24 protein-coding genes are annotated in these 26,490 nt (G+C 50.1%); all 24 read right to left on the reverse strand.

What is annotated here, in order from left to right; translation table 11 throughout:
* The 24 genes from OKF39_RS15570 to wcaF all read right to left on the reverse strand — a co-directional run bounded on the left by OKF39_RS15570 (position 1) and on the right by wcaF (position 26,477).
* On the reverse strand, positions 1–537 hold the full coding sequence (locus OKF39_RS15570; protein ID WP_047363182.1) for a serine O-acetyltransferase: 537 nt from the start codon (positions 535–537) through the stop codon (positions 1–3).
* Complete coding sequence (locus OKF39_RS15575) at positions 530–1,678, reverse strand: O-antigen polymerase (RefSeq protein ID WP_479983119.1); 1,149 nt, start codon at positions 1,676–1,678, stop codon at positions 530–532. Before OKF39_RS15575 ends, OKF39_RS15570 begins: the two co-directional genes overlap by 8 nt.
* Before the next feature lies 1 nt (position 1,679).
* The gene (locus OKF39_RS15580) at positions 1,680–2,654 is read right to left on the reverse strand and encodes a glycosyltransferase family 2 protein (protein ID WP_028013777.1); all 975 of its coding nucleotides are present in this window, start codon (positions 2,652–2,654) and stop codon (positions 1,680–1,682) included.
* Positions 2,641–3,900 carry an O45 family O-antigen flippase gene (wzx, locus tag OKF39_RS15585; protein WP_479983120.1) on the reverse strand — a complete coding sequence of 420 codons (1,260 nt, stop codon included), beginning with the start codon at positions 3,898–3,900 and terminating at the stop codon, positions 2,641–2,643. The genes OKF39_RS15580 and wzx overlap by 14 nt, the downstream gene beginning before the upstream one ends.
* On the reverse strand, positions 3,893–4,711 hold the full coding sequence (locus OKF39_RS15590) for an NAD-dependent epimerase/dehydratase family protein (RefSeq protein ID WP_479983121.1): 819 nt from the start codon (positions 4,709–4,711) through the stop codon (positions 3,893–3,895). Before OKF39_RS15590 ends, wzx begins: the two co-directional genes overlap by 8 nt.
* Positions 4,708–5,247, reverse strand: a complete 540-nt coding sequence (gene rfbC / locus OKF39_RS15595) for a dTDP-4-dehydrorhamnose 3,5-epimerase (RefSeq protein WP_028013780.1) — start codon at positions 5,245–5,247, stop codon at positions 4,708–4,710. The genes OKF39_RS15590 and rfbC overlap by 4 nt, the downstream gene beginning before the upstream one ends.
* 81 nt (positions 5,248–5,328) lie before the next feature.
* Positions 5,329–7,215, reverse strand: a complete 1,887-nt coding sequence (locus OKF39_RS15600; RefSeq protein ID WP_047363176.1) for a nucleoside-diphosphate sugar epimerase/dehydratase — start codon at positions 7,213–7,215, stop codon at positions 5,329–5,331.
* A gap of 38 nt (positions 7,216–7,253) precedes the next feature.
* Positions 7,254–7,814, reverse strand: coding sequence for a PglD-related sugar-binding protein (locus OKF39_RS15605; protein ID WP_479983122.1), 561 nt, complete (start codon positions 7,812–7,814; stop codon positions 7,254–7,256).
* Positions 7,815–8,849, reverse strand: a complete 1,035-nt coding sequence (locus tag OKF39_RS15610) for an MraY family glycosyltransferase (RefSeq protein ID WP_193066419.1) — start codon at positions 8,847–8,849, stop codon at positions 7,815–7,817.
* Positions 8,849–9,793, reverse strand: coding sequence for an NAD-dependent epimerase/dehydratase family protein (locus OKF39_RS15615; RefSeq protein ID WP_047367926.1), 945 nt, complete (start codon positions 9,791–9,793; stop codon positions 8,849–8,851). The genes OKF39_RS15610 and OKF39_RS15615 overlap by 1 nt, the downstream gene beginning before the upstream one ends.
* Positions 9,794–9,844: 51 nt before the next feature.
* Entirely contained in the window at positions 9,845–10,927 is a 1,083-nt protein-coding gene (rfbB, locus tag OKF39_RS15620) for a dTDP-glucose 4,6-dehydratase (RefSeq protein ID WP_479983123.1), read from the reverse strand.
* 352 nt (positions 10,928–11,279) lie between these two features.
* A complete protein-coding gene (gene galF / locus OKF39_RS15625; protein ID WP_048957548.1) occupies positions 11,280–12,176 on the reverse strand; it encodes a GalU regulator GalF in 897 nt (298 codons plus the stop codon).
* 176 nt (positions 12,177–12,352) lie between these two features.
* Positions 12,353–13,744, reverse strand: a complete 1,392-nt coding sequence (gene wcaM, locus OKF39_RS15630) for a colanic acid biosynthesis protein WcaM (RefSeq protein ID WP_049137378.1) — start codon at positions 13,742–13,744, stop codon at positions 12,353–12,355.
* Between the two features lie 12 nt (positions 13,745–13,756).
* Entirely contained in the window at positions 13,757–14,977 is a 1,221-nt protein-coding gene (gene wcaL, locus OKF39_RS15635) for a colanic acid biosynthesis glycosyltransferase WcaL (protein WP_479983124.1), read from the reverse strand.
* On the reverse strand, positions 14,974–16,254 hold the full coding sequence (wcaK, locus tag OKF39_RS15640) for a colanic acid biosynthesis pyruvyl transferase WcaK (protein ID WP_063942178.1): 1,281 nt from the start codon (positions 16,252–16,254) through the stop codon (positions 14,974–14,976). The genes wcaL and wcaK overlap by 4 nt, the downstream gene beginning before the upstream one ends.
* A 17-nt stretch (positions 16,255–16,271) precedes the next feature.
* Positions 16,272–17,750, reverse strand: coding sequence for a colanic acid undecaprenyl disphosphate flippase WzxC (gene wzxC, locus OKF39_RS15645; RefSeq protein WP_479983125.1), 1,479 nt, complete (start codon positions 17,748–17,750; stop codon positions 16,272–16,274).
* A 1-nt stretch (position 17,751) separates the two neighbouring features.
* Positions 17,752–19,146, reverse strand: coding sequence for an undecaprenyl-phosphate glucose phosphotransferase (wcaJ, locus tag OKF39_RS15650; RefSeq protein WP_041909129.1), 1,395 nt, complete (start codon positions 19,144–19,146; stop codon positions 17,752–17,754).
* A gap of 46 nt (positions 19,147–19,192) precedes the next feature.
* A complete protein-coding gene (gene cpsG / locus OKF39_RS15655) occupies positions 19,193–20,563 on the reverse strand; it encodes a colanic acid biosynthesis phosphomannomutase CpsG (protein ID WP_041909126.1) in 1,371 nt (456 codons plus the stop codon).
* A gap of 109 nt (positions 20,564–20,672) precedes the next feature.
* Entirely contained in the window at positions 20,673–22,109 is a 1,437-nt protein-coding gene (gene cpsB / locus OKF39_RS15660) for a mannose-1-phosphate guanyltransferase (protein ID WP_479983126.1), read from the reverse strand.
* Positions 22,110–22,112: 3 nt separating this feature from the next.
* Positions 22,113–23,336, reverse strand: coding sequence for a colanic acid biosynthesis fucosyltransferase WcaI (gene wcaI, locus OKF39_RS15665; protein WP_479983127.1), 1,224 nt, complete (start codon positions 23,334–23,336; stop codon positions 22,113–22,115).
* Complete coding sequence (locus tag OKF39_RS15670) at positions 23,333–23,812, reverse strand: GDP-mannose mannosyl hydrolase (RefSeq protein ID WP_074135958.1); 480 nt, start codon at positions 23,810–23,812, stop codon at positions 23,333–23,335. The genes wcaI and OKF39_RS15670 overlap by 4 nt, the downstream gene beginning before the upstream one ends.
* Before the next feature lie 2 nt (positions 23,813–23,814).
* Entirely contained in the window at positions 23,815–24,780 is a 966-nt protein-coding gene (gene fcl / locus OKF39_RS15675) for a GDP-L-fucose synthase (protein ID WP_024908102.1), read from the reverse strand.
* Positions 24,781–24,782: 2 nt separating this feature from the next.
* Entirely contained in the window at positions 24,783–25,904 is a 1,122-nt protein-coding gene (gmd, locus tag OKF39_RS15680) for a GDP-mannose 4,6-dehydratase (RefSeq protein ID WP_003863514.1), read from the reverse strand.
* 24 nt (positions 25,905–25,928) lie between these two features.
* Positions 25,929–26,477, reverse strand: coding sequence for a colanic acid biosynthesis acetyltransferase WcaF (gene wcaF / locus OKF39_RS15685; protein WP_045260414.1), 549 nt, complete (start codon positions 26,475–26,477; stop codon positions 25,929–25,931).
* Positions 26,478–26,490: the final 13 nt, after the last annotated feature.

The raw sequence follows: 26,490 nt of genomic DNA on the forward strand, positions 1-26,490 counted from the left end.
TTAAATACTCTTCTTCACAATGGCCGGAATGCCTACAAGTAGCACATTGTCATCACAGGAATGCATTACAACAGCGTTAGCCGCGACAATAACATTGTCACCAATTCGAATACCACCAAGAACCTTAGCCCCTGATGCAATTACTACATTATCACCTAAAACAGGGCGATTAGCGTGATTGAATGGAATATCGATATTTTTCGCACCCAGCGTAACTTGCTGGTATATTGTTGCGTTAACACCAATTTTAGATGCGCCAATAACAATACCCTGCGAGTGTGGTATAAAAAAACCACCACCTATTTCGCAGTTTGACGCAATTTCAACCCCAAAAACAATAAAATTTATTAGCGAAAAAATCTTTCCTAAAACAGGGATTCTTTTCTTATAGCAAAAATGACTCATGCGGTATAAAATAACTGGAGTCATTTTCATTCCGATAAAAGCTGAAATTATACCTAAAAGAGAAACTTTTGATTTATTACGCCCACTCAGTTTGTAATATCTCCGTACATCTTCCTTAACTAACTCAAACATTAGGATGACTCCCTGTAAATATTTTAATTCTCACAAGAACAAGAGTTACAATGAAAAGTAAGAAATATGTCTGTATAAAAAATAAATTATAAAAGCCACTAAATATTGCGCACTGCATTGCAATCGCATAAGGAAATAAACTTAAACGATATGACTTTAGCAAATTCTTGTAGGCAATACTGAAAAGCAGAAGTAAGCATGTAACCACAATTAGGGAGCCCGCGATGCCAAGATCGGGCATTAGCTTTTCAAACATTGTTGAAACGTTGGCATTATCATCTACTAATGCCATGGTATCGTGGAATCCTAAATCACTATAAATGAGATTCCGGATAACACTGGGGAAAAGATCCTGGAAACTTGTAAAATCGTATACCGGCACTATATCCGCAAAGTTATAGGCGAGATTTGCAAGACCCGCAGTAACATAGACATAAAACCATGTAAATCCTGAAGGCAGACTCGACAAAAATTGGCCTTGTGGTGACAACAAATATTGATACGGATTTTCTGCGCCCCTGATATCTCCTACTGCTCCAAAAAGTAGAACTATTGTCACAACTGACAATACAGTATAAACAAACATCTTTTTCGTGAATTTTTTATAAATAAAGAATAAAAAGAATATTTCTACGAGACCAGACATCAGAATACCACGTCTGAAGACCAGCATTTCCCAGATGCTCATTAACAGAATTACCAGAAGTATACTTTTCCGTTTTGATAAAAGAAAATGATAATATAGTGACGGAAAAACAAAAAGGAATAGCATATTAACTATGCCATGATATGTTGGTATTCCGAACTCGGTATAGTTATAGCCGCCCCTAAATTGCATAATCATTGGGATCCCACCAGCAACAACCACATCAGGTATTATTGCAAAGCACCAAATGATGAGCCATATTTTTGTCGCCCGCCAAGATGGCATAATATCTTTAAGACGAACATGATTAATACTGCCAGGAGTGATAAATGGAAGTGAAAAAATCAACCCCAGAACAACATTGATTGACAAAAACACCATCATCTCACTTGAGAGAGGGCTAATATTAGTCGTCAATCCAAGCGAATATAAGAAAATTGTAAACAACCAAATTGAAGCATATACAAACCCTGGGGACAATAAAAAAATACTCATCCTACATCCTCAGCTGTCGAAGTCTTCCACCTTCAATATATGAAAGTGCCAATACGACTTTATATACAAAATCGGGTATTTTAATCGTTTTTGAATCTAATTTATCACACAAGCAGAGCAGAATTTTTCGTGTCGTTGTTATTGGAAGAATATGTATAGCCTTTATGAGTAGTTTACTAAGGAGTTTTGTATCTTCCAACATCACTTCGTAAGATGAAAAGAGACTGTCCTTCACGCATTCCGGATGTTTTTCTTTCAAAACAGGGAACGATTTTGATGCATATACAACCATTCTTTCCGAAGCTCTGCGCAAAGTTGGGGTATCACTGTCTTCTGCTCTTGCATCGGGTAAAAAATAAAAGTCATACTTTGCTTTTGAAACTCGGATGCCAAGTTCCTCATCTTCACAGCCGTAATGATAGAAAGTTTCATCAAAACCGCCAATTGTGTCAATTATATCTCGCGTCAGGATAATGCCGTCACTTGCGAAGAAACGAGTGCTTATAATTCCTTCAGGCATGTTACGCGCCCCCAAATAACGACTGTCAAAATAGCGGAGATAATTGCTGGTGTTGAGTCTGGCGGGATCGATTCGTATGTTAATTCTGGCTGCTGTATAGCTCTTGTCATGGAAAAAAGAAACGATCTTTTTTAATGCGTTAGGTTCAAGCAGGTTGTCGATATCAATAAACATTATCAACGAATTTGTCGCGAGAGAAATACCCACGTTACGGGAAATTGCCCTGCCAGAATTTATTTGGTTCCTGTGGAATAAAAAATTTATCTTATCTTTAAACGCTTCCGCATACGAGCCTGCGATTTCTGCAAGTGAAATCGGACTACAATCGTCAATAAGGATTAATTCGACAAGGTTGTTTGGATAATCAATATTCAGTATAGCATCCATGAAGCGCTTAACTTTCGATGGTTCACAGTAAGCAGGGACCACTATTGAAATCTTATCATTGTACTGCACTAATGCACCTCGTAGAATAAATTATATTAAAGGCGTAGACTACTGCTAAACCGATGACGATGTTACTCACCCCCATATAATGAAAAATGGCAGGAACAATAGCCACTACCAGGCAGAAGGCTATCAACCACTTAATAGCTAATTTTTTTAACTGCTTCATTCTAATTAGAACCATACTGAGCAACTGATCTATAGCTAATATTGGTGTTAACCAGACAAATGTTTTTAAATAACTATATGCGTAAACGAGTTTTGCACCATAAAGGACGTGAATAATCATGTCGGCAAGAATTGTTGTAAACAGTGCGCCAGCACAGGTTACTGAAAGCGTAGCGAAAATACAGAACGGCAATTTTCTTTTTATTATTGTAATATCAATAAATTTAAATATAAAAATTGGTGCGATTGCCTGAACAAACAGAATACATATTGCATACCAGTTATCGACTAACTGAAGTGCTGCTGCATAGTTCGAATACGTTTCTCCAGAAATTTTTCCTTCGAGATATACTCGATCAAATTTCATGGTGACCTGCTGCATAATCAAACAAAACCATACGGCGACACCAATCTTAAAATACGAAAAAATCTCAGAATCAACCTTCACGAATTTAAATCCTGTAGCTTTTCTGAAAGTATAAAAGATAAAGCCACAAGGTAAAAGTGATTCAATAACCCATGCCACCCAAAGATAATTTATTGGCAATTGATTTCTTACACCAATATAAATGACAATGAGTTTAATTATTGCAGCGAACATCAGCACGAGGCAAGGTAACTTGAGACGAGCCTGGCTTTGGTACCATGTTAAACCTACAATAAAAGTTTCTCGTAATGCAACAGATATGGCCAAACCAATAATAAACTGTCTGGACAGTCCACTGGCAGCAAAGATTCCCCATGCCACCATGCACAATGCAACGAAAACTCCTGCCGCTAGACGCAATAAAATCACGTTGCTCATAGTGGAGTTTATTTTTGATGGTGCATCCAGCAATTTAGGAATAACCACCTCAGCCCCACAGATCCATGTGCCTGTCATGAATATAGCCAGAATAACGAGAGAGTATTGCCAGCTACTGAAATCACCAAAATTATAATGATTTATCAATAATCTGTTAATAATAATAATGATAACGAGTTGAGTGATTCTCTCGAGGCTAAGATAAAAAAAGTTCACAAAGACTTTTCTTTTATCTTCATCCGCCACATTTTTTTTAATGGCTGATAAGAAAAAATTAGACATCTGTCATATTCTTTTTAAAGTTATCGATCATTATTTCTATATCAGACAATACATTTTTATAGACATGGCCGAACTCATTTATAGTTCTGGTATTATCCGTAGGAGGGAAATACTCACCTTTGAAACCTTCATGCCATTTGATCGTACAGCCAGTTTTACTTGCAATTAAATCTGCAATATCAGATGCTTTGGTATTTACACCAGAAGCAATGTTATAGATGTGATGTTCATTCTTACTGCTGATGAGGTAAATCATTTCTGCAACATCCGTAACTGAAACATAATCTTTTGCATATGCAGGCGCAACATACATATCAATATGTTTATTCGAAATTGCATTTCTTATTATGCTTGGCAGGAATAACTTACTTTTTAACGCCAAACCGTAAACGTTACTAGGTCTGACAATAATCGTATCTCGGCTGCTTTTAAGGCATAACTCTTCACTTACCAGTTTAGTAAGGTTAAAAAGTCTTCGGTTATCGCTGCTGCATACCGTAAGATTATCATTTTCCGACGCGCTATCTTGTTCCATATATACGCGCGTTGATGAAATATAGATTAATTTCGAGAACTCAGCGCGTTCCAAAATTGATGCCAGCAACTCGGTGTTTGATTTATATACATCAAATGGTGTGTTTGCACAATCACCATTGCCAGCAGCATAGATGACAATGCCCAGATCTCTATCAAAAAGAGTCTCATCATCGCGTGGCGGGACTTCAACTTTTTCCCCCTTAGCCAGAAGGTTTTCCACGATTTCACTACCAATGAAACCACGTCCACCGATCACTGTATAATGTGCTTTCATAACGTTTTCTTATACTCAGCGAGTGTAATTAATTTGATGTCTTTTTCAGAGAGGAGTGGTGATGTTATCGGCCAGTCAATGGCAATATCCGGATCATTCCAGATAATCCCACCTTCATCCTTTGGATCGTAAAAATCAGTACACTTATAGTGGAAATCGGCATAATCGCTTAATACGCAGAATCCATGGGCAAACCCAGGAGGAACGTACAACTGGTTATTCTTCTCGCCTGAAAGAAGTACACCAACATATTGGCCAAACGTATCAGAATCTTGGCGAAGATCCACTGCAACATCATAAACTTCACCGCTGATTACGCTAACTAATTTACCCTGAGGCTTCGTTTTCTGGAAATGCAGTCCACGTAGAACATTTCGACTCGAACGTGAGCGATTATCCTGTACAAAAGTACCTTTAATTCCTGCATCTTCATATTTTTCTTTATGCCAGGCTTCAAGAAAAAAACCGCGAGAATCACCAAAAACCTTAGGCTCAATGATCACACAATCTTTTAAAGGTGTTTGAATTACGTTCATTATAAATCCTTCGGTGGGAAAGAATCCCTTTCCCATCTACTTTGTGAGTTAATTTCAGATTTTGGTACTGACTTAAAATACTTAACTGTTGTTTTCTTTCCAGAGTAAGTCACAGATGTCATCAGTAGGATTAAATGCAGTAGGTGCATTTAGCAATATTTTGCGCACCCGTTCATAATCAAAGTTGCGACATGAGATATCCAATTCTGCAAGAATATTTTTCATTTCACTCCACGGAAGCATGACTTCATTAGCCGTTTTAATTCGTGGATGTTGTGTTATAGAGACGTTATCGCCTATTAAAAGCTCTTCATAAAGCTTCTCACCAGGCCGCAGTCCCGTCGTTTTGATAGCAATATCACCATAAGGATTTTTATCATCACGGACGGAAAGTCCCTGCAAGGCAATCATGCGGTGGGCGAGATCAATAATTTTAACCGGGTCGCCCATATCCAGCACAAAAACATCTCCCCCACTACCCATTGCTCCAGCCTGGATCACAAGCTGCGCTGCTTCAGGAATGGTCATGAAATAACGGGTGATATCAGGGTGCGTTAATGTTACCGGACCACCAGCAGCGATTTGTTTTTCAAATAGGGGGACAACCGAACCGGACGAACCTAACACATTCCCGAACCGGACCATGCTGAAGCAGGTTTTACTCGATTCTGATGCCAGGGCCTGCAGAATCAGCTCCGCCATACGCTTTGTTGCACCCATTGTGTTTGTTGGCCGCACAGCTTTATCTGTAGAGATAAGAACAAAACTTTCGACGCCACAATTTTCGGCAGCTTGAGCGCAGCACAAAGTTCCAAAGATATTGTTACGGACACCGTCAATAACATTGAATTCAACTAGCGGAACATGCTTATAGGCTGCCGCATGGTATATAGTCTCAACGTTAAATGCCTTGATTAGCCTTTCAAGATGTTCCATATCCTGAACGTTACCTAAAATTGGGTAAATCTTAGTATTCAAGGATTGTGTCAGAATTAAATTTCTTAGCTCAGAATCGATAGAATAAAGTGAGTATTCTGATAACTCGAAAAGAATTAGTTGTGAAGGTTTATTTTTGATTATTTGTCGGCATAGTTCAGAACCAATAGACCCTCCTGCGCCAGTGACCATGACCGTTTTATCAAGAATATTCTTTGAGACTAATTCAGGGATCGGTGAAACAGGGTCGCGACCTAACAGATCGGTAATTACTACTTTACGTAAAGCATCGATTCTCGCTTTTCCTTCAACCAAGTCAACCATTCCCGGAATCGAAAGCACCTCACAAGGTAGTCCTTCGAGGGTAGAAATCACCTCATTTTTTCTCGCACGGCTGGCACTTGGCATCGCCAGCAGAATTTTCTTAGCCTCATACTTCTCGATTAGCCATGCCAATTTTTCTGGCGAAAACACACTTACACCATGGATAACCTGCCCCTGTAATGAGCGATTGTCGTCAACAAACGCAACGGGATAGTATTCATCCATCTGACTCAACGCGGGAAGTAACTGTCGTCCTGAAGCTCCGGCCCCATATATGATGACGCGGGTTCCCAATTTTAAGCCACGATTAACTAGCATTCTCATTCCAAGGCGCGAGCCCGCCACAAGCAATACCCCGAACGAGAAATAAATAAAGGGGATGGTTCTTGGAAGATAGAGGTTTGTGTAAAAAGCGGCAATAATCAGGAGTAACGACGAAATTAGCATTCCAAGAGAAACAACAAGCAGTATTTTCGCGGTTATGTAACGTATTACAGCTCTATAAAGTCCAAGTTTTACAAAGATGGCAAGAGTAATTACTATTATTGATGTGAGCAGTAACCAGTGGGATACGCTAGTTAACGGTGTCATAGAATCAATACGAACCCAAAATGCAAACCAAAATGCACACGTTAACAAAACAACATCAATGGAGAGTGTAATAATCCGTTTTATTGGTCTTGGCAAAGAAATTAAATAAGTTAGCATACTAAAAACTAGTCGCCTCGTTAAAGCTTGCTATTAATTTATAAAATAGTACCGGGAGGGCATATGGCATGCTCATCCACTGTTGCACTATATCCACCCACTGTTCCCGCTTGCAGAAAAGCCGATCTCCCAATACTCGCACCACCGGCAAGATGCACGCCAACCCCTAAGTGGGCAAAATCACCAAGAGTCGAATCATGATCCACCGTCGAATGACTATTAACTATCGTACCTGCTCCTAAGGTTGAGTTTGCGCCAATAACTGCACCGGCTAAAACTACGCTCCCGCTCCCCAAGGTAGCGGACGGACTCACAAATGCAAAGGGGTGTACCAGCGTTGTAGGAGTAATACTTAAACTTTGAAGCTGATGGTGGAATACTTCTCTTAGCTTATTATTGCCAATGCCTATAGCAATATGTTTGGCAGTGTCCGCATAGAGATTAAGATCTGATGTTTTCCCAATAACATGAATCTCTGAAGTATTTAAGCACGATTCATTATCATCGAGGAATACAATATTTTCATATCCCAAAAGTCTAGCAGTTTCGTACAGCGTACGTCCATGCCCTCCAGCTCCTATAATTATCAGATCATTCATTTATGCATTCTCTTTGTCTTTGACTCCAGCCCCACATTTGAAAGCGATAAATATCAATGGTAGCCACGCGATGATGATGCCAACAATTCCATCAATTTTTGCAGAAATGATTAAGTATGCAATTGGGAACAACCACACAATATTTATTGCAATCGCCGCCAATGTTACCGGAACATGGCTCTTATATTTGCGGGCAAGAATTTGATAGCAATGGCTTGCATGTGCTTCATAAACTTTTTTACCAGCCAGTAATCTTCTAAGCAAGGTAGTAGTTGCATCCACAATAAAAATACCAAGCAGACAAAGTTCAGCGAACAAGACATGTGAATCTAGCTTTGCAAAATAAAGAATCATCAGGCCAATAGTAATACCTAAAAAACCACTTCCAGCATCCCCCATGAAGATCCTTGCCACAGGGAAGTTCCACACAATGAATCCTGCGGCAGCCCCAGCGAGAGCCAGTGCAATCATCGTCATCGCATCAGGAGAACCAGGGTTTTGGCTAAGCGTTATTATAACGACACTGCACAGAGAAAAAGTAATGGCTTGAGAGCTTGCAAGACCATTAATGCCATCCATAAAGTTATATAGATTCAACATCCACACAAGATAGACGCTTCCTATGATTATTCCAAACCATGACAAAGATACGACATAGCCAAATATATCAATATCCGGAAACGTTCCTAAGAAATAGAGACCTATTGCTGCTGCTAAGAAATGCATCAGCAAACGCCAGCGCGCAGCAATGTGTCCATGATCATCGAGAAAACCGATAACCGCAATCAATAAGCCCGGCACGAAGAAGCCTAAAAATGTCTCATAAGAGATATGTTTTGTCAGTACCAACCATAGTAATGCAGCTAATAATGTTAATACTATAGCAACCCCTCCACCGCGGGGCGTCGGCACACTATGTGAGCTTCTTTGGTTTGGCTGATCAATCACATTATTCTTGATGGCGTACAACCTTAAACCCCAGGTCATCGCGCATGAGATAAAGAATGCAAAAACGACAATCCCCAGATACAACATTATTTTTTACCTTCAATAAAATTCTTCGCTGTTTTTACCATCGTTTCCTGCAACGTAACGGGTGGAGTCCATTGAAGCTGTTCCCTTGATTTCGTTGAGTCGACTTCCAAATCGCCATACAGTTGGTCATATATACTTTTTTTCCTCATTGCTGAAAGAAAAATTTTAAGTAATGCCCGAGGGAAATAAACAATCCGCGCTGTCATGCCCATCCCGGTAGAAAATGCCGTAATCATTTCTTCAGTTGAAGGATGCTCCTGGTCAGCCAAAAGATAAAGTTCATTTTTTGACTTTTCATTTGTTGTACATTCGCTTATAAAGCTCACAACATTGTCCAGTGAAACAAGGGCGCGCTTATTTTTTACTGACTTAAAAGGCAGAGGCAGGTTTTTAGACACTAACTTTAATAAGCGTTGAATATTACCCGGAGCATTTGGACCACATATTAAAGCCGGACGAACGATTGTTATTGCCATATTACTACCTGAAAATGCCTTGAGAAGGCTTTCCTCGGCTTCCAGCTTGGAAATAGCATAATCTGACGTTGGTCTGGCAGGTGTCGATTCACTGAAAGGGATTCCCGATGTGGAATTACCATTTACTCCAATTGAACTGACGAAGATGAAATGTTTTACGCCACAGTTTGCAGCGTCATTAGCTAATTTCATTGTCGCATCATGGTTGACACGACGAAATTCTGTCAGCGCATCTTCAGCATCATCTTTAAGGATATGAGCTCTTCCTGCGGTATGAATGACAGTATCACAACCTTGTAAAAGCGTAGTCCAATTCGTTTGAGCCGAAATATCGCCAAGATTATACATTCCCTGTTCAATATTTTCTTCTCGACGCGTAGTGAAAATTACCTGGTGACCTGCTGATCTTAACGTTTTGACTAAAGCAGTACCGAGAAATCCAGTTCCCCCAGTCACTAAAATTTTCATTGTCGTCCCCTATCAGCTAATTAACCATATAAATATCGAGGCGGACAGCCCTTAACGATTTTGATAATTTTGTACAATCCAGGTCTTATAATTCCCGTTTTTAACGTTTTCTACCCATGTCGTGTTCGCCAAATACCATTCAACTGTTTTACGAATCCCACTTTCAAATGTTTCCGCAGGCTTCCAGCCAAGCTCAAGTCCAATTTTCTCAGCATCAATCGCATAGCGGCGGTCATGGCCCGGACGGTCAGCAACATAGGTAATCTGATCGCGATACGACCCCTCTTTAGGCACAATCTCATCCAGCAGATCGCAAATCGTATGCACCACATCCAGGTTTTGCTTTTCGTTATGTCCACCAATGTTGTACGTCTCCCCCGGTTTCCCTTGGGTGACCACGGTATAGAGTGCACGCGCATGGTCTTCAACATAGAGCCAGTCGCGGATTTGATCGCCCTTGCCGTAAATAGGCAGCGCTTTGCCGTCCAATGCATTCAGGATAACCAACGGAATCAGTTTTTCCGGGAAATGGTAAGGGCCATAGTTATTTGAACAGTTGGTGACGATGGTCGGGAAACCGTAGGTACGCATCCAGGCACGAACGAGATGATCGCTGGAGGCTTTTGACGCTGAATACGGACTGCTGGGCGCATACGCGGTAGTTTCAGTAAAGAGTGGCAGCTCAGTTGATGCAGGATGCTCATCAGGATGCGGCAAATCTCCATACACTTCGTCGGTAGAGATGTGATGGAAACGAAACGCTTTCTTCGCCTGCTCATCAAGCGTGGACCAGTACGCACGGGCGGCTTCCAGAAGCACATAAGTGCCGACGATATTGGTTTCGATAAACGCAGCCGGGCCCGTAATAGAACGGTCAACGTGGCTTTCAGCAGCCAGATGCATTACCGCATCAGGCTTATGATTTGCAAAGATCCGATCCATGGCGTCTTTGTCGCAAATATCGGCATGCTCAAAGGCATATCGGTTGCTATCACTAACTTCTGTTAGCGACTCCAGATTTCCGGCATAGGTGAGCTTATCAACATTGACGACATCGTCCTGTGTATTTTTAATAATATGTCGCACAACCGCTGAGCCGATAAAACCAGCCCCGCCCGTCACAAGAATTTTCACGTTATCTGTTCCGTCTAGTGTATATGTCTGGATACTGGGGTTCTGAAACCTGAGTGTTTAATAATGGTTTCAGAAATTGAGCACGCTACCGCCCCTGGCTTAACAGCTACCAGTGCACTGAGCGATGTTTGATTAATGATTTTGCTTGTCTGGTTACAGACAAAAACAGGCGTTAATTGTCGTCCTAAACGACCAGAGAAACAAGCACAAATCGCTACAAAGCTGCTGAGATTTGAATCAGATAACCCTATGTAATCATTAAAATTAATAACAAAAAACGGCAGTTATCATTTTGGTTATGTCTCAACACCAAAAATGATAACTGCCGTTTGTTCTGGACGCGGAAGGAATATCAGTCGTTAGCCAACAGCTTCTCAATCCGGTTTCTGAACTTCGCCCCTTCCTTCAGGTTGCGCAGCCCATAGTTCACAAACGCCTGCATGTATCCCAGTTTCTTACCGCAGTCGTAGCTGTCACCTGTCATCAGCATCGCGTCAACGGACTGTTTTTTCGCCAGTGCTGCAATTGCATCGGTCAACTGGATACGATCCCAGGCGCCTGGCTCAGTTTTTTCCAGCTCCGCCCAGATATCGGCATTCAGAACATAACGGCCAACCGCCATCAGATCCGAATCCAGCGTCTGCGGCTGATCGGGTTTTTCGATGAACTCAACGATGCGGCTCACCTGCCCTTCCGTCTCCAGCGCTTCTTTTGTCTGGATAACGGAGTACTCGGAAAGATCGCCCTTCATGCGTTTCGCCAGCACCTGGCTACGGCCGGTTTCATTGAAACGAGCCACCATTGCCGCCAGGTTGTAACGCAGCGGATCGGCTGAAGCGGTATCGATGATGATGTCCGGAAGAACAACGATGAATGGGTTATCACCCACTACCGGACGGGCACACAAAATCGAGTGACCCAGACCCAGCGGCTGTGCCTGACGCACGTTCATAATGGTTACGCCTGGCGGACAGATAGACTGCACTTCTGCCAGCAGCTGGCGTTTGACGCGCTGCTCAAGCAACGCTTCGAGTTCGTAAGAGGTGTCGAAATGGTTCTCAACCGCATTCTTGGACGAATGGGTAACCAGGACGATTTCTTTGATCCCTGCAGCAACAATCTCGTCGACGATGTATTGAATCATCGGTTTGTCGACGATCGGCAGCATCTCTTTAGGAATGGCTTTAGTGGCGGGCAGCATATGCATGCCCAGGCCTGCTACCGGAATGACTGCTTTCAAATTAATCATTATTTCTTCCACCTTAAAATGGTTGACGAATTATAGCTCTTAAACCTGTTTTCGCCAGCATGATTTGCCGTAATCCTCTGGCAATGTTACGCCTTAGCCCCACAAATTTCTGTAGTTGCAATCTGAATAGATCACACTTCTGTGCCAGGAATAGTCTCAAAAAAGAAAGTTGTCGATTATCTGTGCGGAAGCGCAAAATTCAGCCTTTCCACATTCACTACCTGCTGATCCACCCGGTCAATATCCACCGAACTCTGCCCCTTCTCATTCACCGCTTTAATGTTCGCCAGCGACAGCAAGGTTTCGTCTTTGGCCATAAATTTACCCCGCACATCTTTACGCAGGTCGAAGTTGATCTTCAGCGCGGGGCCAATAGCTGCCTCCTGCATCACATTGATATTACGTAAGAAAAGATGCTGCGGCTTATTGTGCAGCTCAAGCGTCGCCCGCTTCATCTCCACGTTGGTGATCGCTACAAAGGAGGTCGCATTACCGGATGAAATTTGAATTCCGCGCAGCTTATACGCTAGCTGGCGATTATCGAGGTGAATATTGTTGAGCTTGAAGTTCTGCGGGATGGACAAATAATCGCCTTTAATTACGCCATAGCCGATTAACATTCCGGCACTATTGACCATGTCGACATTATCAATAATGAAATTATCACAGCCATAAATGGCGACCGTCGCATTGTCTATACCCGCCTTTTTACTGAAATCGGGGGTAATATTTTTGGCCTTTATATTGCGGATAACAAAGTGTTTCCCGTTCTCAACGTGCACCAGCTGGCGACAGTTGCTGCCGGTGATATTTGCCACCACGAAGTTCTTCACGGTTTGCTTTTCCGGGTAGTCGTTATCGTAGGTGCTGCCGGCGAGGCCGATGCCGATGCCCCAGTTGATCTTGCCGTTGGTGCAGTTGATGTTATCGATCACATGATCGGAGATCAGAATATTGCGGTCATTGATGGCCACGTTCCACTCGATCGCATCGCCCTGCAGATGGCTGAATTTGCTGTTGGTGATCCGGGCGCCATCAACCTGATTGTGAAAGCCCTGGCGCAGGATGGCGTAGTTAGCCTGGCTCACGCTGATGTTATCAATCACCAGATTGCGCATCACGCGAGGTTTCTTGCCGCCAATGTAGATCTGCGTCACCGGCCCAAATCCGCTCATTGCCAGCCCTTTGATCGCGCAGTCCGAGCCGCGAATGTCGAGCGTGATGTTCTCCGTGCGCCCGCTGCCTTCACCGATCACTTTGCAGCCTTCCTGCAGCACAAAACGCCCACGTCCGTTGCCGGTCAACGCTCCGCGGATCAGCAGCGTTTTACCGTCGGGAATGAAAATGCCCGTATTGATGTTTTCGCAGGTAAGTCCGGCCGGGACAACGACGGTGTCACCGTCCTTAAACGCCTGCTTAAAAGCGGCGATCCAGTCGTTGTTATTGTACTGATTAATGGAGACCGTCTTTCCGCTTGCCGCCCGCGCCATGCGGGACGACAGCAGCGGCGAGGCCGCCAGAACAGACAGAGAAGAGACAAAGGTGCGTCGGGTAATCTTTTTCAGCATACAACCTCGGCGTTACAGCGTTTGCAGCAGGCTCGCTAACTGGCGATTGATTACCTGCTGGTTAAAATCGGTTTCAACTTTTTGTCGGGCATTCTGGAGCACAGGCTCCAGCGCCTGCTGGTCGATGTCGCTGAAGGCAGCCAATCGATCCGCAAGAGCCATCGCGTTATTCTCCGGCACCAGCCAGCCGGAATGATCAGATTTGATCAGCTCCGGGATCCCGCTGTGCAGCGTCGATACCACCGGGATCCCAACGGCCATCGCCTCCATCAGCGCCACCGGAATGCCTTCCATATCGCCATCGGCGCCCGTTACCGAAGGCAGCAGGAACACGTCAGCCTCATCGAGCATGGCTTTAACCTCATGGTTCGGCTTGAAGCCCGGCATCTCCACGACATCGTCCAGCTGATACTGTTCGATAAGCGTGCGCAGACGACGTTCCCACGGGCCAATGCCGAGAATGCGATAGTGGAACGCCACCCCGCGCGCCTTCAGCTGTCGGCAGGCTTCGATGGCCACGTGCAGACCTTTCTTCTCGGTCAGACGGGCTACGGAGATGATCTGCAGCGGTTTTCCCGGCACCTTAACCGGGCGGCGAGTGAAGCGCGTTAAATCCACGCCCATACGCGACACGGCAATTTTCTCCCCCGGACAGCCCATGCTTTTCAGTCGTCCGGCCCACAGGTCGCTGATGGGCAGCATCATGTCGCCGCGGCGGAAAAGCTCCTGATACTCCGGCGTGTAGTGGTTCAGCACCTCACGGCTGGAAATGTCGATACCGTGGAAGATGGTCGCAATTTTTCCGTCAATTACACCAAGCTCACGCAGTTTCGCGGCGGTGACCCCCGCCGGGCCAAAGTGGGCGATAAACACGTCGGCACGATACGGCTGCGCCGTTTGCCCGCAGATGGCCGACAGAATTAAATTGCGAGATTCTGATCCATAGCGGGAAACGTTCAGCGCGCGCCACGTCGACGCGCGGTGGATCCCGCGTAACGTCTGGCTGGCCCGGTAACGTAGCTTGCTCAGCTTCCCGGCCGGTTCGTCCTGCAGCCAGCGGGTCTTCGCCTCCAGCCCATACTGGGCATACGCCGCATGGGTATTTTTGGTGTCGCCCTTTTGCAGGGCGACGATCTCCACGTCATATCCCATATCGATAAACGCGGTAATTTGGTTCAGTACAAAGGTCTCAGACGACAGCGGAAATTTCAGTAAGAAGAAACCAACCTTCATTTCCCCTCCCGCACGCGGTCAAGTACCGACTTCACCATGTCAATGCCCTTCTCGCGCTCGGCTTTCACCGCCACCGCCAGGCGTTCATTGATCGCGGGCAGTTGACCCAGGGTGTCCCCCACCATTGCACCGAGCGATCCGTCCAGCAGATGACGAATATCCACGGCCATCTCCGGCATACCAAGCTGCTGCATAATCCCGGCGGACTTGTGCTCATAGTTAATGGCGATGGCCGGCGTGCCAAAGTTCATGGAGATAATTGCCGAGTGCAGACGGGTACCCACGGTCAGGTCGCAGGCTGCGAGCAGTTTGCCCATCTCCAGGTCGTTCAGCTCGTCCATCACCACGTGGTAGCGGGACGGGTCGTTCACCAGGTTGCGCAGGTTCAGCGCCACCATACGGTCGTCTTTGTTGTAGCTGTCGATGCCGGTGCAGGTTGAGAGCGCCAGCACCTGGTACCCGCTGTCCAGCACGCGGTTCACCACGTCGGCGAAGGCTTTCTCATACGCCGCCTGGGTCGTACCTAAACGCTTATCAAAGGGCGCCAGCTCGCGCAGGGTAATCGCGACGGTCTTCTGTTTCGCCGTCACGTCGAGCCAGTGCTGCACCGCGTAACTCGGCTGGAAGTTATCGTCCTGGTGATCCACCAGCCAGGCGGTATCCACGCCGTGTTCTACTTTAGAGGTGTCAATTTCGCTACGCTTCATCATGTCGAGGCTGACCGATTCGCGCAGGATCAGCGCGTCGCAGTGGCCAAACACATAATTTGCGAGCTGGTTGAACTGCGGATCCTGGAACGGCCCGACGCTGTGGCCGATCATAAACAGCGGCTTTTTCGCCATGAACGTGCACAGCGCATGCTCAAACTGCGGCACGCCGTAGAGATCGACGAAGAACGAGCCGCCGACCTGAATAATGGCGTCATAGCCGGAAAGCAGACGCACGAAATCGGTAAAGCCCTGCGCGATCGCGATGTTGCGCAGCCTGCCGGTGTCGGTGACGCGGGAAAGCAGCACCTGATGCTGGTAGCGACGGCGCAGCACTTTCTTCACGCGCCCCATCACGCCCGCGGCGTTATTGTGCTGTTTCATCTGGCTGTAAAGCGGGTCGCCCATCACCGGGCGGTTCAGTAACCAGGATGAGCTGACCGGATAACGGCTCATCACGTCCACTTCAGTCTCAGGCTTAAGGGTGTTAATTGCATCCAGTAAACCGCGCAGGATGGCGCTGTCGCCACGGTTGCCGCAGGTATGGTTGCCAAGAATTAATAATTTCATAATGGCCTCTTAAAGAACTAGCCTGCGCGAAGCAGCGTTTTCATTTTTTCGTTACGGCAAAACTGGCGCTTCATCTCTACCACCAGCGCGTTGCGCGACAGCACAATCATCACGCCAAACGCCAGCGCGCCCGCGGCAACCTGCACCGCCAGCAGCGCGGCCAGCGGCAGATGCCCGCTGAGGATAATGCTCAGACCGTAGCTCACCGCCAGGGTCGGCAATGAGAGATAGAACGGCAGCCACAGGCTCAGGATGTACTGACGGTAGCTGGAGCCCAGCACCGGTTTGATCATGATGAAGTAGCTCAGAACGGTATTGACGATCTGCACCAGCAGGAAGCCCAGCGTGACGCCGATGGCGCCCGCCATATGCCCGCCGACGATAATCGCCGGAATAAACAGGAAAGTTTTGAACACGTTGAATTTAAAGCTGATATCCACGCGCGCCTTCGCCATCAGCAGAGAACCAATCGGATTGCCCACGGAGCGCAGCAGCCCCACCACGCACAGCAGCTGCAGGATCGGGATAATGCCGTTCCACTTCTCGCCAAACACCAGCGGCACGAAGTTACTGGAAACCACCATCAGCCCCAGCAGCACCGGGAAGTTGATAATCCCCACCACGGAAAGCAGCTTGTAGAAGTTGACGCGCAGCTTCTCGGTGTCGTCCTGAATCTTGGCGAACGCCGGGAACAGCACGCGAGTGATAATGGGGTTCAGCTTCATAGGAGGAACAACCGCAACGTTATAGGCCAGGTTGTAGCCCCCCGCCACGCTCGCGCCCAGGATGCGCGCCAGTACCAGCGTCGAGAGGTTGGTGTTCACATAGTTAATAATGCTGTCCGCCGTCAGCCACGCGCCAAAGCGCAGGTTGGACGAGACGGACGCGAGAGAGAAATGCAGCCCCGGACGATAAATCTTGCGGCCAAAGTAGCCGAACAGCAGCGTACGCACGGCAGAGTTAACCAGGTAACCGAGGATGGCGGTCATCGCCAGCGGCCAGAAATGGGCGCTCACCACGGTAAAGGTAAAGCCCGCCAGCACCGCGCTGGTCTCGATCATGCCGATCTTGTTGAACTCCAGCTCTTTCTGCATCAGCGCGCGGAACTGCTGCCCGTGCGGGATCACTACGAATGCAAAGGACAACGTACGCATCAGCGGGGCGAGATCCGGGTTGTGCAGCACGCTGGCGATGGTGTCGCTCAGCAGGAACACCAGCACAAACACGAAAATCCCCAGCCCCACGTTCAGCCAGTAGAGCGTGGTCAGCTCGAGATGGCTAATCTCTTTACGCTGGATAATCGAGTTGGCGATACCAAAGTCAGACAGCGTGTCGGCCAGCGCGATAATCACCAGCGAGACGGTCAGCAGGCCGAACTGGTGGTTATCGATAATGCGCGCCAGCACCGTCATCTGCACCAGGCCGAGGCCAATGATGACGATGGTCGCCATCGCTGACCACTTGGCGCCGCTGATGGTTTTTTCACGTAAGCTCATCTTAGTACGCCGCTTTGTTCACGAAACCTTTGAAGATGGTCAGAAAAACAATCTTGATATCGAACCAGAGGCTCCACTCGCGGATGTACTCCAGATCGAACTCGATGCGTTTTTCCATTTTTTCCAGCGTGTCGGTCTCGCCGCGCCAGCCGTTGATCTGCGCCCAGCCGGTGATGCCCGGCTTCACCTTATGGCGCAGCATGTAGCCCTCAATCAGCGAACGGTACTGCTCGTTATGCGCCACCGCGTGCGGACGCGGGCCAACAATCGACATGCCGCCGGTAAAGACGTTGATGAACTGCGGCAGCTCGTCAAGCGAAGTGCGGCGCAGGAAGTTCCCCACGCGGGTGACGCGCGGATCGTTCTGCGTCGCCTGGGTCACCACCTTGTCGTTCTCCATCACCTTCATGGAGCGGAATTTCCACACCATGATCGGTTTACCGTCCATGCCGTAGCGGGTCTGACGGAAGATAACCGGGCCGGGAGAGCTCAGCTTCACCGCCAGGGCGATGCAGCACAGCACTGGGGAAATGAGCAGTAAAATCAGGGAAGAGAGTACGATATCTTCCACGCGCTTGAGCACGCGGTTGATACCCGACAGCGGCGTGTCGTACAGCGGTACCACCGGTACGCCGTTCACCTCTTCAATGCGGGAATGCAGAATGTTGAAGGTAAACACGTCCGGGATCAGGATCACCGAACAGGTGGTGTCCGCCAGCTCGCGCATCAGCTGCTTGATGCGGGTTTCGTCTTTCATCTGCATGGCGATATAGACGTTATGAATTTTTCCGGCCTTCGCGTCTTCAATCAGCTGCGCGTAATTGCCCGCCCAGTCCGCAGGCACGCCGCCCGGCTTCGCGTCGTGGTAAATCCCCACCACTTCAAACCCTAACCACGGCTCTTTGCGGAAGCTGTCGAGCAGCACCCTGCCGACGGGCAGATCGCCTGCCACCGCCACGAAACGACGGTTATAGCCGCGGTTACGCAGCCAGCCCGCGCCAAAACGGATCAGGGAACGGCACACGACCATGCCGACGCTGGTTAACAGGTACCAGCAGAGATAGGTCACGAAGCGGTTGTCAAAATCATGGCTGAACGCCACCAGACCGGCGCTGAAGATCAGGCTCAGAGTCCAGTTCTGCAGCAGCAGCATCAGTTCGGTGGTCATTTTCACGCCGCGCCACGAGCGGTAGAAATCGGTCATCCCGCCGATCATCTGAAACACAACCAGCGCAATCAGGGCCATCAGAAGATGCATATATAAGAACGGCAGCCCGCTGATCCGACACACCGCCCACAATCCACCGACCATGATGGTGATATCAGAAAAACGCTGCACCATAGAGATTAACGATGCATTCGTTCTCGCTCGTTCGCGTTTTTTTAGATTCGTCATCGTTGTTCCTGTATTCGGTTCCCCCTCCCGCCGGGAGGGGCAATTGTTACTGATTCAACAGCGCCAGAATGTCCTTCGTTCGGGCTTCCATCAGCGCCGTATCAGCGCGGGATTCCACGTTCAGGCGCACCACCGGCTCGGTGTTGGACGAACGCAGGTTAAAGCGCCACTGCGGGAACGCCATGCTGATGCCGTCCGTACGGTCAATCTCCAGCGCGTGAATGGCAAAGTGCTGTTCAACGCGGGCAATCGCCTCGGCCGGCTGCGCCAGCTTGCTGTTGATCTCCCCGCTCGCCGGGAAGGCCGCCATGCGGTCGCGCACCAGCTCGCCCAGGCTCTGCCCCTTCAGGCACAGCAGCTCGGTCACCAGCAGCCACGGGATCATCCCGCTGTCGCAGTAGGCAAAATCACGGAAATAGTGGTGGGCGCTCATCTCGCCGCCGTAGATAGCGTCTTCTTCGCGCATGCGCTCTTTGATGAAGGCATGGCCGGTTTTAGACATCACCGGCTCGCCGCCCGCGGCCTTCACCACGTCGACGGTGTTCCAGGAAAGACGCGGATCGTGAATGATCTTCGCGCCCGGATTTTTCTCGAGGAACGCTTCCGCCAGCAGGCCAACGATGTAGTAGCCTTCGATAAACTGCCCTTTCTCATCGAACAGGAAGCAGCGGTCGAAGTCGCCGTCGAAGGCGATGCCCATATCGGCACCGTGCTCAATCACCGCGTTACGGGTGTCGTCGCGGCACTCCGGCAGCAGCGGGTTAGGAATACCGTTCGGGAAGTTACCGTCCGGCGTGTTGTGTACCTTGACGAAGGTCACCGGCACGTTCAGCGCCTTAAAGCGGGCTTCCAGCGCATCGACAACCGGGCCTGCCGCGCCGTTACCGGAGTTGATGACCAGCTTCAGCGGCTTGAGGTTCGCCACGTTGATGTAGCCCAGCAGGTGGTCGATGTACTCTTTCTGCAGGTTAATCTGCTTGTAGCTGCCGCGCTTCGCGTCGTTCACCGGCGGGAAGTCGTTGGCTTCCGCGAGGCGCTGCACGTCGCGCAGGCCGGTGTCGCCGCTAATCGGGCGCGCGCCCTTGCGCACCAGCTTCATGCCGTTGTAGTCCATCGGGTTGTGGCTGGCCGTCACTTCGATACCGCCGTCCACGCCGAGGTGGAAGGTGGCAAAATAGATCTCTTCGGTACCGGACAGGCCGATGTCCAGCACGTCCACGCCCGCGTCCTGCAGCCCTTTTGCCAGCGCCAGCTTCAGGGATTCGCTGGTCAGACGCACGTCGCCGCCCAGCACGATGGTCTTAGGTTTTAAATATTCGCCGTACGCGCGACCGATGCGCCACGCGATGTCTTCATTCAGCTCTTCGCCCAGCTTGCCGCGAATATCGTAGGCTTTAAAACAGGTTAATTTTTCCATGATGACCCCTTTTTCAGGCAACAGTTGGCCCTGACCACTTAATGGCCAAATTTATTTTTGTCATTCGTAGGCCCGGCAGGCGCAGCGCCGCCGGGCATGATGCTGCGTGCTACACGCGCCCGTAGCGATCCTGGAAGCGCACAATATCGTCCTCTTCCAGATACGAGCCGGAGCGCACCTCAATTAAGTCGAGAGGAATTTTTCCCGGGTTTTCCAGACAGTGCGTGGCGCCCAGCGGAATATAAATGGACTCGTTTTCACCCAGCAGCTTCACTTCGTCGTCGATGGTCACTTTGGCCGTACCCGCCACCACCACCCAGTGTTCAGCGCGGTGATGGTGCATCTGCACCGACAGCCCCTCGCCCGGCTTCACGGTGATGCGCTTCACCTGATAGCGGTCACCCGCGTCGATGGAGTCATATTTGCCCCACGGACGGTACACTTCACGGTGAATGTGGTGTTCGTGACGGCCATCGGCCTTGATCTTCTCAACCACTTTTTTAACGTCCTGCACGGCATTACGGTCGGCAATCAGCACCGCGTCTTTGGTCTGGACAACCACCAGATCCTTCACCCCGACGGTGGTGACGAGGCCAGACTCGGCGTAAACGTAGCTGTTTTCAGTTTTGTGGCTAATCACATCGCCGTGATGGACGTTACCCTCCGGGGTATGGGCGCTGATCTCCCACAGGGAGGACCAGGAGCCAACGTCGCTCCAGCCTGCATCCATCGGTACTACCACCGCGTCAGCCGTGCGTTCCATCACGGCGTAGTCGATAGACTCTTCCGGACAGGCGAGGAACGCCTCTTCATCCACGCGGATAAAGTCGAGATCCGGGTCCACCACCGCCATCGCTTTTTCGCAGGCGTTCAGAATATCCGGGCGGTATTTGCGCAGTTCTTCGAGATAGCGTCCGGCGCGGAACAGGAACATCCCGCTGTTCCAGTAATATTCACCGCTGGCGACATAGGCCTGCGCGGTTTCGAGATTCGGTTTTTCGACAAACTGCGCCACGTCAAACGCCACGCTATCGCCCTCACCCGGAGTTACGCTGCCGCGACGGATGTAACCGTAGCCGGTTTCCGGCAGATCCGGCACGATGCCGAAGGTCACCAGCTTGCCGCTCTCGGCGTAAGGGATCGCGGCACGCACCGCGTCGCGGAATGCGTCTTCCTGCTGGATAACGTGATCTGCCGCCAGGACCAGCATCAGCGGGTCACAGTCAGGGCTGCTGCGTTTTGCCGCCAGCGCCGCCAGGGCGATCGCGGGCGCGGTATTACGTCCGGCAGGCTCCAGGATGATGTTTTCCGTGAGCTTGTTCAGCTGGCGCAGCTGCTCGGCAACGATAAAGCGGTGCTGTTCGTTACAAATCACCACCGGGCTTTCACACTCCACGCCGTGCAGACGGTTTACCGTCGTCTGCAGCATGGTGAGATCCCCTTTCAGGCAGAGGAACTGTTTTGGATAGAGCACGCGGGACAGCGGCCACAACCGGCTACCAGAGCCACCAGCCATCACAACCGGATACAAAGTGGTTTGACTCATGATTTATCCCCGTATATCTGCAATAAATTGGCTCAGCACGTTCTCTTTCTCGAGCGTGCGTTCGGCATATTCACGTGCCACCGTGTTCACTTTTGGCATGGCGAGTGCCTGTTCAATGCCGGTGACCAGCGCGGGAACGGATTCCGGCTCCACGCACACGGCAATCCCCGGATAGGCGTCACACAGCTGGCCTAATTCAGTTTCGGCTTCGGCCGTAATCACCGCGTTACCGCCCACTGCCAGAATGTTGGTCAGCTTGGACGGCAGCACCGCATCCGCCGCGCCGCGTTTTTGCACTACCAGATGGCAATCCGCCATTTTCAGCAGCGCGGGCAGCGCGTCGTACGATTGCAGCGGGTAAAACTTCACGTTGGTCAGGCCGCGCTCACTGGCCATCTTCTCCAGCCGCGCTTTTCCCCCGCCCTGTCCGACAATCACAAACGTCCACGGCTGTTCGATCAGCAGCTGGGCCGCTTCAATAACGCTCTCCAGCCCCTGCTTTTCGCCAATGTTGCCTGAGTAAAGAATGATTTTTTGGTCTCCAGGCAAACCGAGCCGGGCGCGCAGCGCCTGAGCCTCTTGCTCCGTCACGTCGCGAAAACGCGCCACTTCGGACCAGTTCGGGAAGAAGATCACCTTCTCCGCCGGGACGCCCTTCTCCTGCGCCTTATTCATCATCGAGCGCGAGATCGTTGAGACGTAATCCACGTTATGCAGGCCGCTGCGCTCAAAGGCGCTGGCGAGCTTCGCCACCTTGCCGCCCTTGCCTTTTCCGGCCATACCCAGACCGAGCATGGCGTCCACTTCATAATCCTGAATGTGCAGCAGGGTGCGCGCGCCGGAGAGTTTTCCCAGCAGGCGCATGCCCGGCGTGCAGAACAGCGTCGGCACCACGCCGATAATACGATCCGGCTTCCAGCGACGCTGCGCCATCAGCGGGAAGAAACTGCTGAGGGCAAAGCTGCCCAGATGAATTAAACGTTTCAGCGTCGAGGGCTGTTTCGGCACGTAGAGCGGGCAGCGCCAGACGGTCGCGGCCCCCTCTTCGCGGCGATAGCGCCAGCTGGAATAGCGTTCGCCTACCTTCCACTCCGGGTAGTACGGCGGGGCAGTAATCACCCGCACGTCATGTCCCTGGCTCGCCATCCACTCCACCATCTCGCCGGTGTATTTCCCGATACCGGTTAATTCCGGCGAGTAGTTAATTCCGTAGACGAGGATTTTCATAGTCCTGGCACCTCGGCCTGACGTTCCGCGAGGAAGTACGCCCGACTGTTGTCATGGACGTTGTCGCTTGCCAGCAGCGCCTCTGGCGTTAGCCAGCGGTAATCGTCATGCTGAGAATCAGGCAGACGCAGGTCTGCCTCACTCACCTTCAGGCGGAACCCCAGCACGATGTAGTGCGTGGAGAACCCGGTGCCCGAAAAGTTATCGTCATAGAAGTGCTGCCAGACCCCGTAAAACTGGCCCGCTGCCATCGGCAGCTGCAGGCCCAGCTCCGCCAGAGTGAGACGCTCAAACGCATCAACCAGCGTCTCATCCTTCTGCACGCGCCCGCCGGGCACGAACCAGAAGCCCTGTGCAGGACGATTGGTTCGTTTCCCCAGCAAGAACTCGCCGCGTTCGTTCTCCACGATCAAATCAATCGAGATGAGCGGAGTGGAACGCACTACCGTGGCAAAATCTTCCTGACTTAAAAACATCATTACCCCCGGAAGCGGTGCTGGTTTTCCAGGAACCACTGGTAGGTGCTGGCCAGCCCCTGCTCCAGTGAGACCTCGTGATACCAGCCCAGCTGATGCAGACGGGTCACGTCCAGCAGCTTGCGCGGCGTGCCGTCCGGTTTGGTCGCGTCAAACACCACGCGGCCCTTGTAGCCCACCACCTGCGCGATGGTCTGCGCCAGCTCGCGAATGGTGCAGTCCACGCCGGTACCCACGTTAATGTGCGACAGCATCGGCTCGGTGTTTTCCTGCCACACCTCGCGATCCAGTTCCATCACGTGAATGCTGGCAGCCGCCATGTCGTCAACGTGCAGGAACTCGCGCATTGGTGTTCCGCTGCCCCACACCACCACGTCCGGGGCGTTTTCGGCAGTCGCCTCGTGGAAGCGACGCAGCAGCGCCGGGATCACGTGCGAGTTGCTCGGGTGGAAGTTGTCGTGCGGTCCGTACAGGTTAGTCGGCATCACCGAGCGATAGTCGCGGTTGTACTGACGGTTGTAGGACTCGCACAGCTTGATCCCGGCAATTTTGGCAATCGCATACGGCTCGTTAGTGGCTTCAAGCGTGCCCTGCAACAGTTCGCTCTCGGCAATCGGCTGCTTCGCCATCTTCGGGTAGATACAGGATGAACCGAGGAACAGCAGCTTGTTCACGTTGTGCAGATGCGCCGCGTGAATGATGTTGCTCTCGATCATCATGTTCTCGTAGATGAAATCCGCCGGGTAGGTGTTATTAGCGACAATGCCGCCCACCTTCGCCGCCGCCAGATACACCTGGTCAATGCGTTCGTTGGCAAAAAAGTCCTGTACCGCACGGCTGTCGAGCAGGTTCAGCTCGTCACGGGTGCGGACAATCACCTCTACGTCACCGCGCTGTTCCAGCTGGCGGACAATCGCGGAACCCACCATTCCGCGATGACCGGCGACAAAAATACGTTGTTTTGTCATTCTCAGGACTCCAGCGCGATGGCAACCTCGTAGCCATGAGACTTGAGCAGGGAGTGTTTTTTCGCTGCTTCAAGGTCTTTGGCCACCATCTCGGAAACCATCTCCTGCAGAGTGGTTTCAGGTTTCCAGCCCAGCTTCTCGTGCGCTTTGGTTGGGTCGCCCAGCAGGGTTTCTACTTCAGCAGGACGGAAGTAACGCGGGTCAACCTGCACAATTACGTCGCCTGGCTTCACGCCTGGCGCGTCGTGGCCGGTCACGGACACAACGATACCCTTCTCTTCCACGCCGGTGCCTTCGAAGCGCAGCTTGATGCCCAGCTGCGCCGCAGCCATCTCAACGAACTGACGCACGGAGTACTGCACGCCGGTCGCGATAACGAAGTCTTCTGGCTGTTCCTGCTGCAGCATCATCCACTGCATTTTCACGTAGTCTTTGGCATGGCCCCAGTCACGCAGGGAGTCCATGTTGCCGAGGTGCAGGCAAGATTCCAGACCCTGAGCAATGTTGGCGATCGCGCGGGTGATTTTACGAGTCACGAAGGTTTCGCCGCGGCGCGGGGATTCGTGGTTGAACAGAATGCCGTTACAGGCGTACATACCGTAGGATTCACGGTAGTTCACGGTGATCCAGTAGGCGTACAGTTTCGCCACAGCGTACGGGGAACGCGGGTAGAACGGCGTGGTCTCTTTCTGTGGAATTTCCTGCACCAGGCCGTACAGCTCGGAGGTAGATGCCTGGTAGAAGCGAGTTTTCTTCTCAAGACCGAGGAAGCGAATCGCCTCCAGCAGACGCAGGGTACCCATGGCGTCAACGTCAGCGGTGTATTCCGGGGACTCGAAGGAGACCGCTACGTGGCTCATCGCCCCCAGGTTGTACACTTCATCCGGCTGTACTTCCTGCAGGATACGGGTCAGGTTGGAGGTATCGGTCAGGTCGCCGTAGTGCAGGTGGAATTTCGGGTTTGCCGCGTGAGGATCCTGATAGATGTGATCCACACGTTCGGTGTTGAAAGAAGACGCACGACGTTTAATACCGTGCACTTCATACCCTTTCTCCAGCAGCAGTTCTGCCAGGTAAGAACCATCCTGCCCGGTAACGCCGGTGATGAGAGCGACTTTAGACATGTTTATATTCCTCTACTTATGAATTTAATCAGTTTCAACGCGTTCGCGTATCACCACTGCGGGGTTGCCACGGCAAACTTTATTTGCCGGTAGCGATTTAAAAACGCTGCTGCGGGCACCGACTACCGTGCCATCGCCAACAGAAATACCTGGTGCAACAAAAACATCCGTTGCCAGCCAGCACTTCTCACCGATCACAATAGGCGAAGCGGTAATATCAAAATGCGGGCTCATAAAGTCGTGGCTGCCGGTGCACAAATAACACTTCTGTGAAACCACCGAATTTGCGCCAATCGTAATCTCGCCCAAGGTATATAACACCGCGTCATCCCCTACCCAGGCGTAATCCCCGAGGGTTAATTTCCAGGGGTAGGTAATCTTTACCGAAGGTCGAATAACTACGTTTTTTCCGATTTTTGCGCCAAACAGGCGCAATAAAAAGGCTCGCCAGCGGTACAGTATTTGCGGCGACCAGGCAAATAAGGTTGCCTGAACCGCCCACCATAGCTGTACCTTAATACCGTTCCCGCCCCGAAAACCTTTCGGCACGGAGAAACCTTTTAAATCCTGCATTGCGTTTCCTTAT

The organism is Enterobacter cloacae complex sp. HYC042_NIDB, assembly GCF_056673315.1.

Coding starts and splice junctions, on each gene's coding strand:
- OKF39_RS15570 (WP_047363182.1), bottom strand. CDS start 537: ATGTTTGAGTTAGTTAAGGAAGATGTACGGAGATATTACAAACTGAGT.
- OKF39_RS15575 (WP_479983119.1), bottom strand. CDS start 1,678: ATGAGTATTTTTTTATTGTCCCCAGGGTTTGTATATGCTTCAATTTGG.
- wzx (WP_479983120.1), bottom strand. CDS start 3,900: ATGTCTAATTTTTTCTTATCAGCCATTAAAAAAAATGTGGCGGATGAA.
- OKF39_RS15590 (WP_479983121.1), bottom strand. CDS start 4,711: ATGAAAGCACATTATACAGTGATCGGTGGACGTGGTTTCATTGGTAGT.
- rfbC (WP_028013780.1), bottom strand. CDS start 5,247: ATGAACGTAATTCAAACACCTTTAAAAGATTGTGTGATCATTGAGCCT.
- OKF39_RS15600 (WP_047363176.1), bottom strand. CDS start 7,215: ATGCTAACTTATTTAATTTCTTTGCCAAGACCAATAAAACGGATTATT.
- OKF39_RS15605 (WP_479983122.1), bottom strand. CDS start 7,814: ATGAATGATCTGATAATTATAGGAGCTGGAGGGCATGGACGTACGCTG.
- OKF39_RS15610 (WP_193066419.1), bottom strand. CDS start 8,849: ATGTTGTATCTGGGGATTGTCGTTTTTGCATTCTTTATCTCATGCGCG.
- OKF39_RS15615 (WP_047367926.1), bottom strand. CDS start 9,793: ATGAAAATTTTAGTGACTGGGGGAACTGGATTTCTCGGTACTGCTTTA.
- galF (WP_048957548.1), bottom strand. CDS start 12,176: ATGATTAATTTGAAAGCAGTCATTCCGGTAGCAGGCCTGGGCATGCAT.
- wcaM (WP_049137378.1), bottom strand. CDS start 13,744: ATGCTGAAAAAGATTACCCGACGCACCTTTGTCTCTTCTCTGTCTGTT.
- wcaL (WP_479983124.1), bottom strand. CDS start 14,977: ATGAAGGTTGGTTTCTTCTTACTGAAATTTCCGCTGTCGTCTGAGACC.
- wcaK (WP_063942178.1), bottom strand. CDS start 16,254: ATGAAATTATTAATTCTTGGCAACCATACCTGCGGCAACCGTGGCGAC.
- wzxC (WP_479983125.1), bottom strand. CDS start 17,750: ATGAGCTTACGTGAAAAAACCATCAGCGGCGCCAAGTGGTCAGCGATG.
- wcaJ (WP_041909129.1), bottom strand. CDS start 19,146: ATGACGAATCTAAAAAAACGCGAACGAGCGAGAACGAATGCATCGTTA.
- cpsG (WP_041909126.1), bottom strand. CDS start 20,563: ATGGAAAAATTAACCTGTTTTAAAGCCTACGATATTCGCGGCAAGCTG.
- cpsB (WP_479983126.1), bottom strand. CDS start 22,109: ATGAGTCAAACCACTTTGTATCCGGTTGTGATGGCTGGTGGCTCTGGT.
- wcaI (WP_479983127.1), bottom strand. CDS start 23,336: ATGAAAATCCTCGTCTACGGAATTAACTACTCGCCGGAATTAACCGGT.
- OKF39_RS15670 (WP_074135958.1), bottom strand. CDS start 23,812: ATGTTTTTAAGTCAGGAAGATTTTGCCACGGTAGTGCGTTCCACTCCG.
- fcl (WP_024908102.1), bottom strand. CDS start 24,780: ATGACAAAACAACGTATTTTTGTCGCCGGTCATCGCGGAATGGTGGGT.
- gmd (WP_003863514.1), bottom strand. CDS start 25,904: ATGTCTAAAGTCGCTCTCATCACCGGCGTTACCGGGCAGGATGGTTCT.
- wcaF (WP_045260414.1), bottom strand. CDS start 26,477: ATGCAGGATTTAAAAGGTTTCTCCGTGCCGAAAGGTTTTCGGGGCGGG.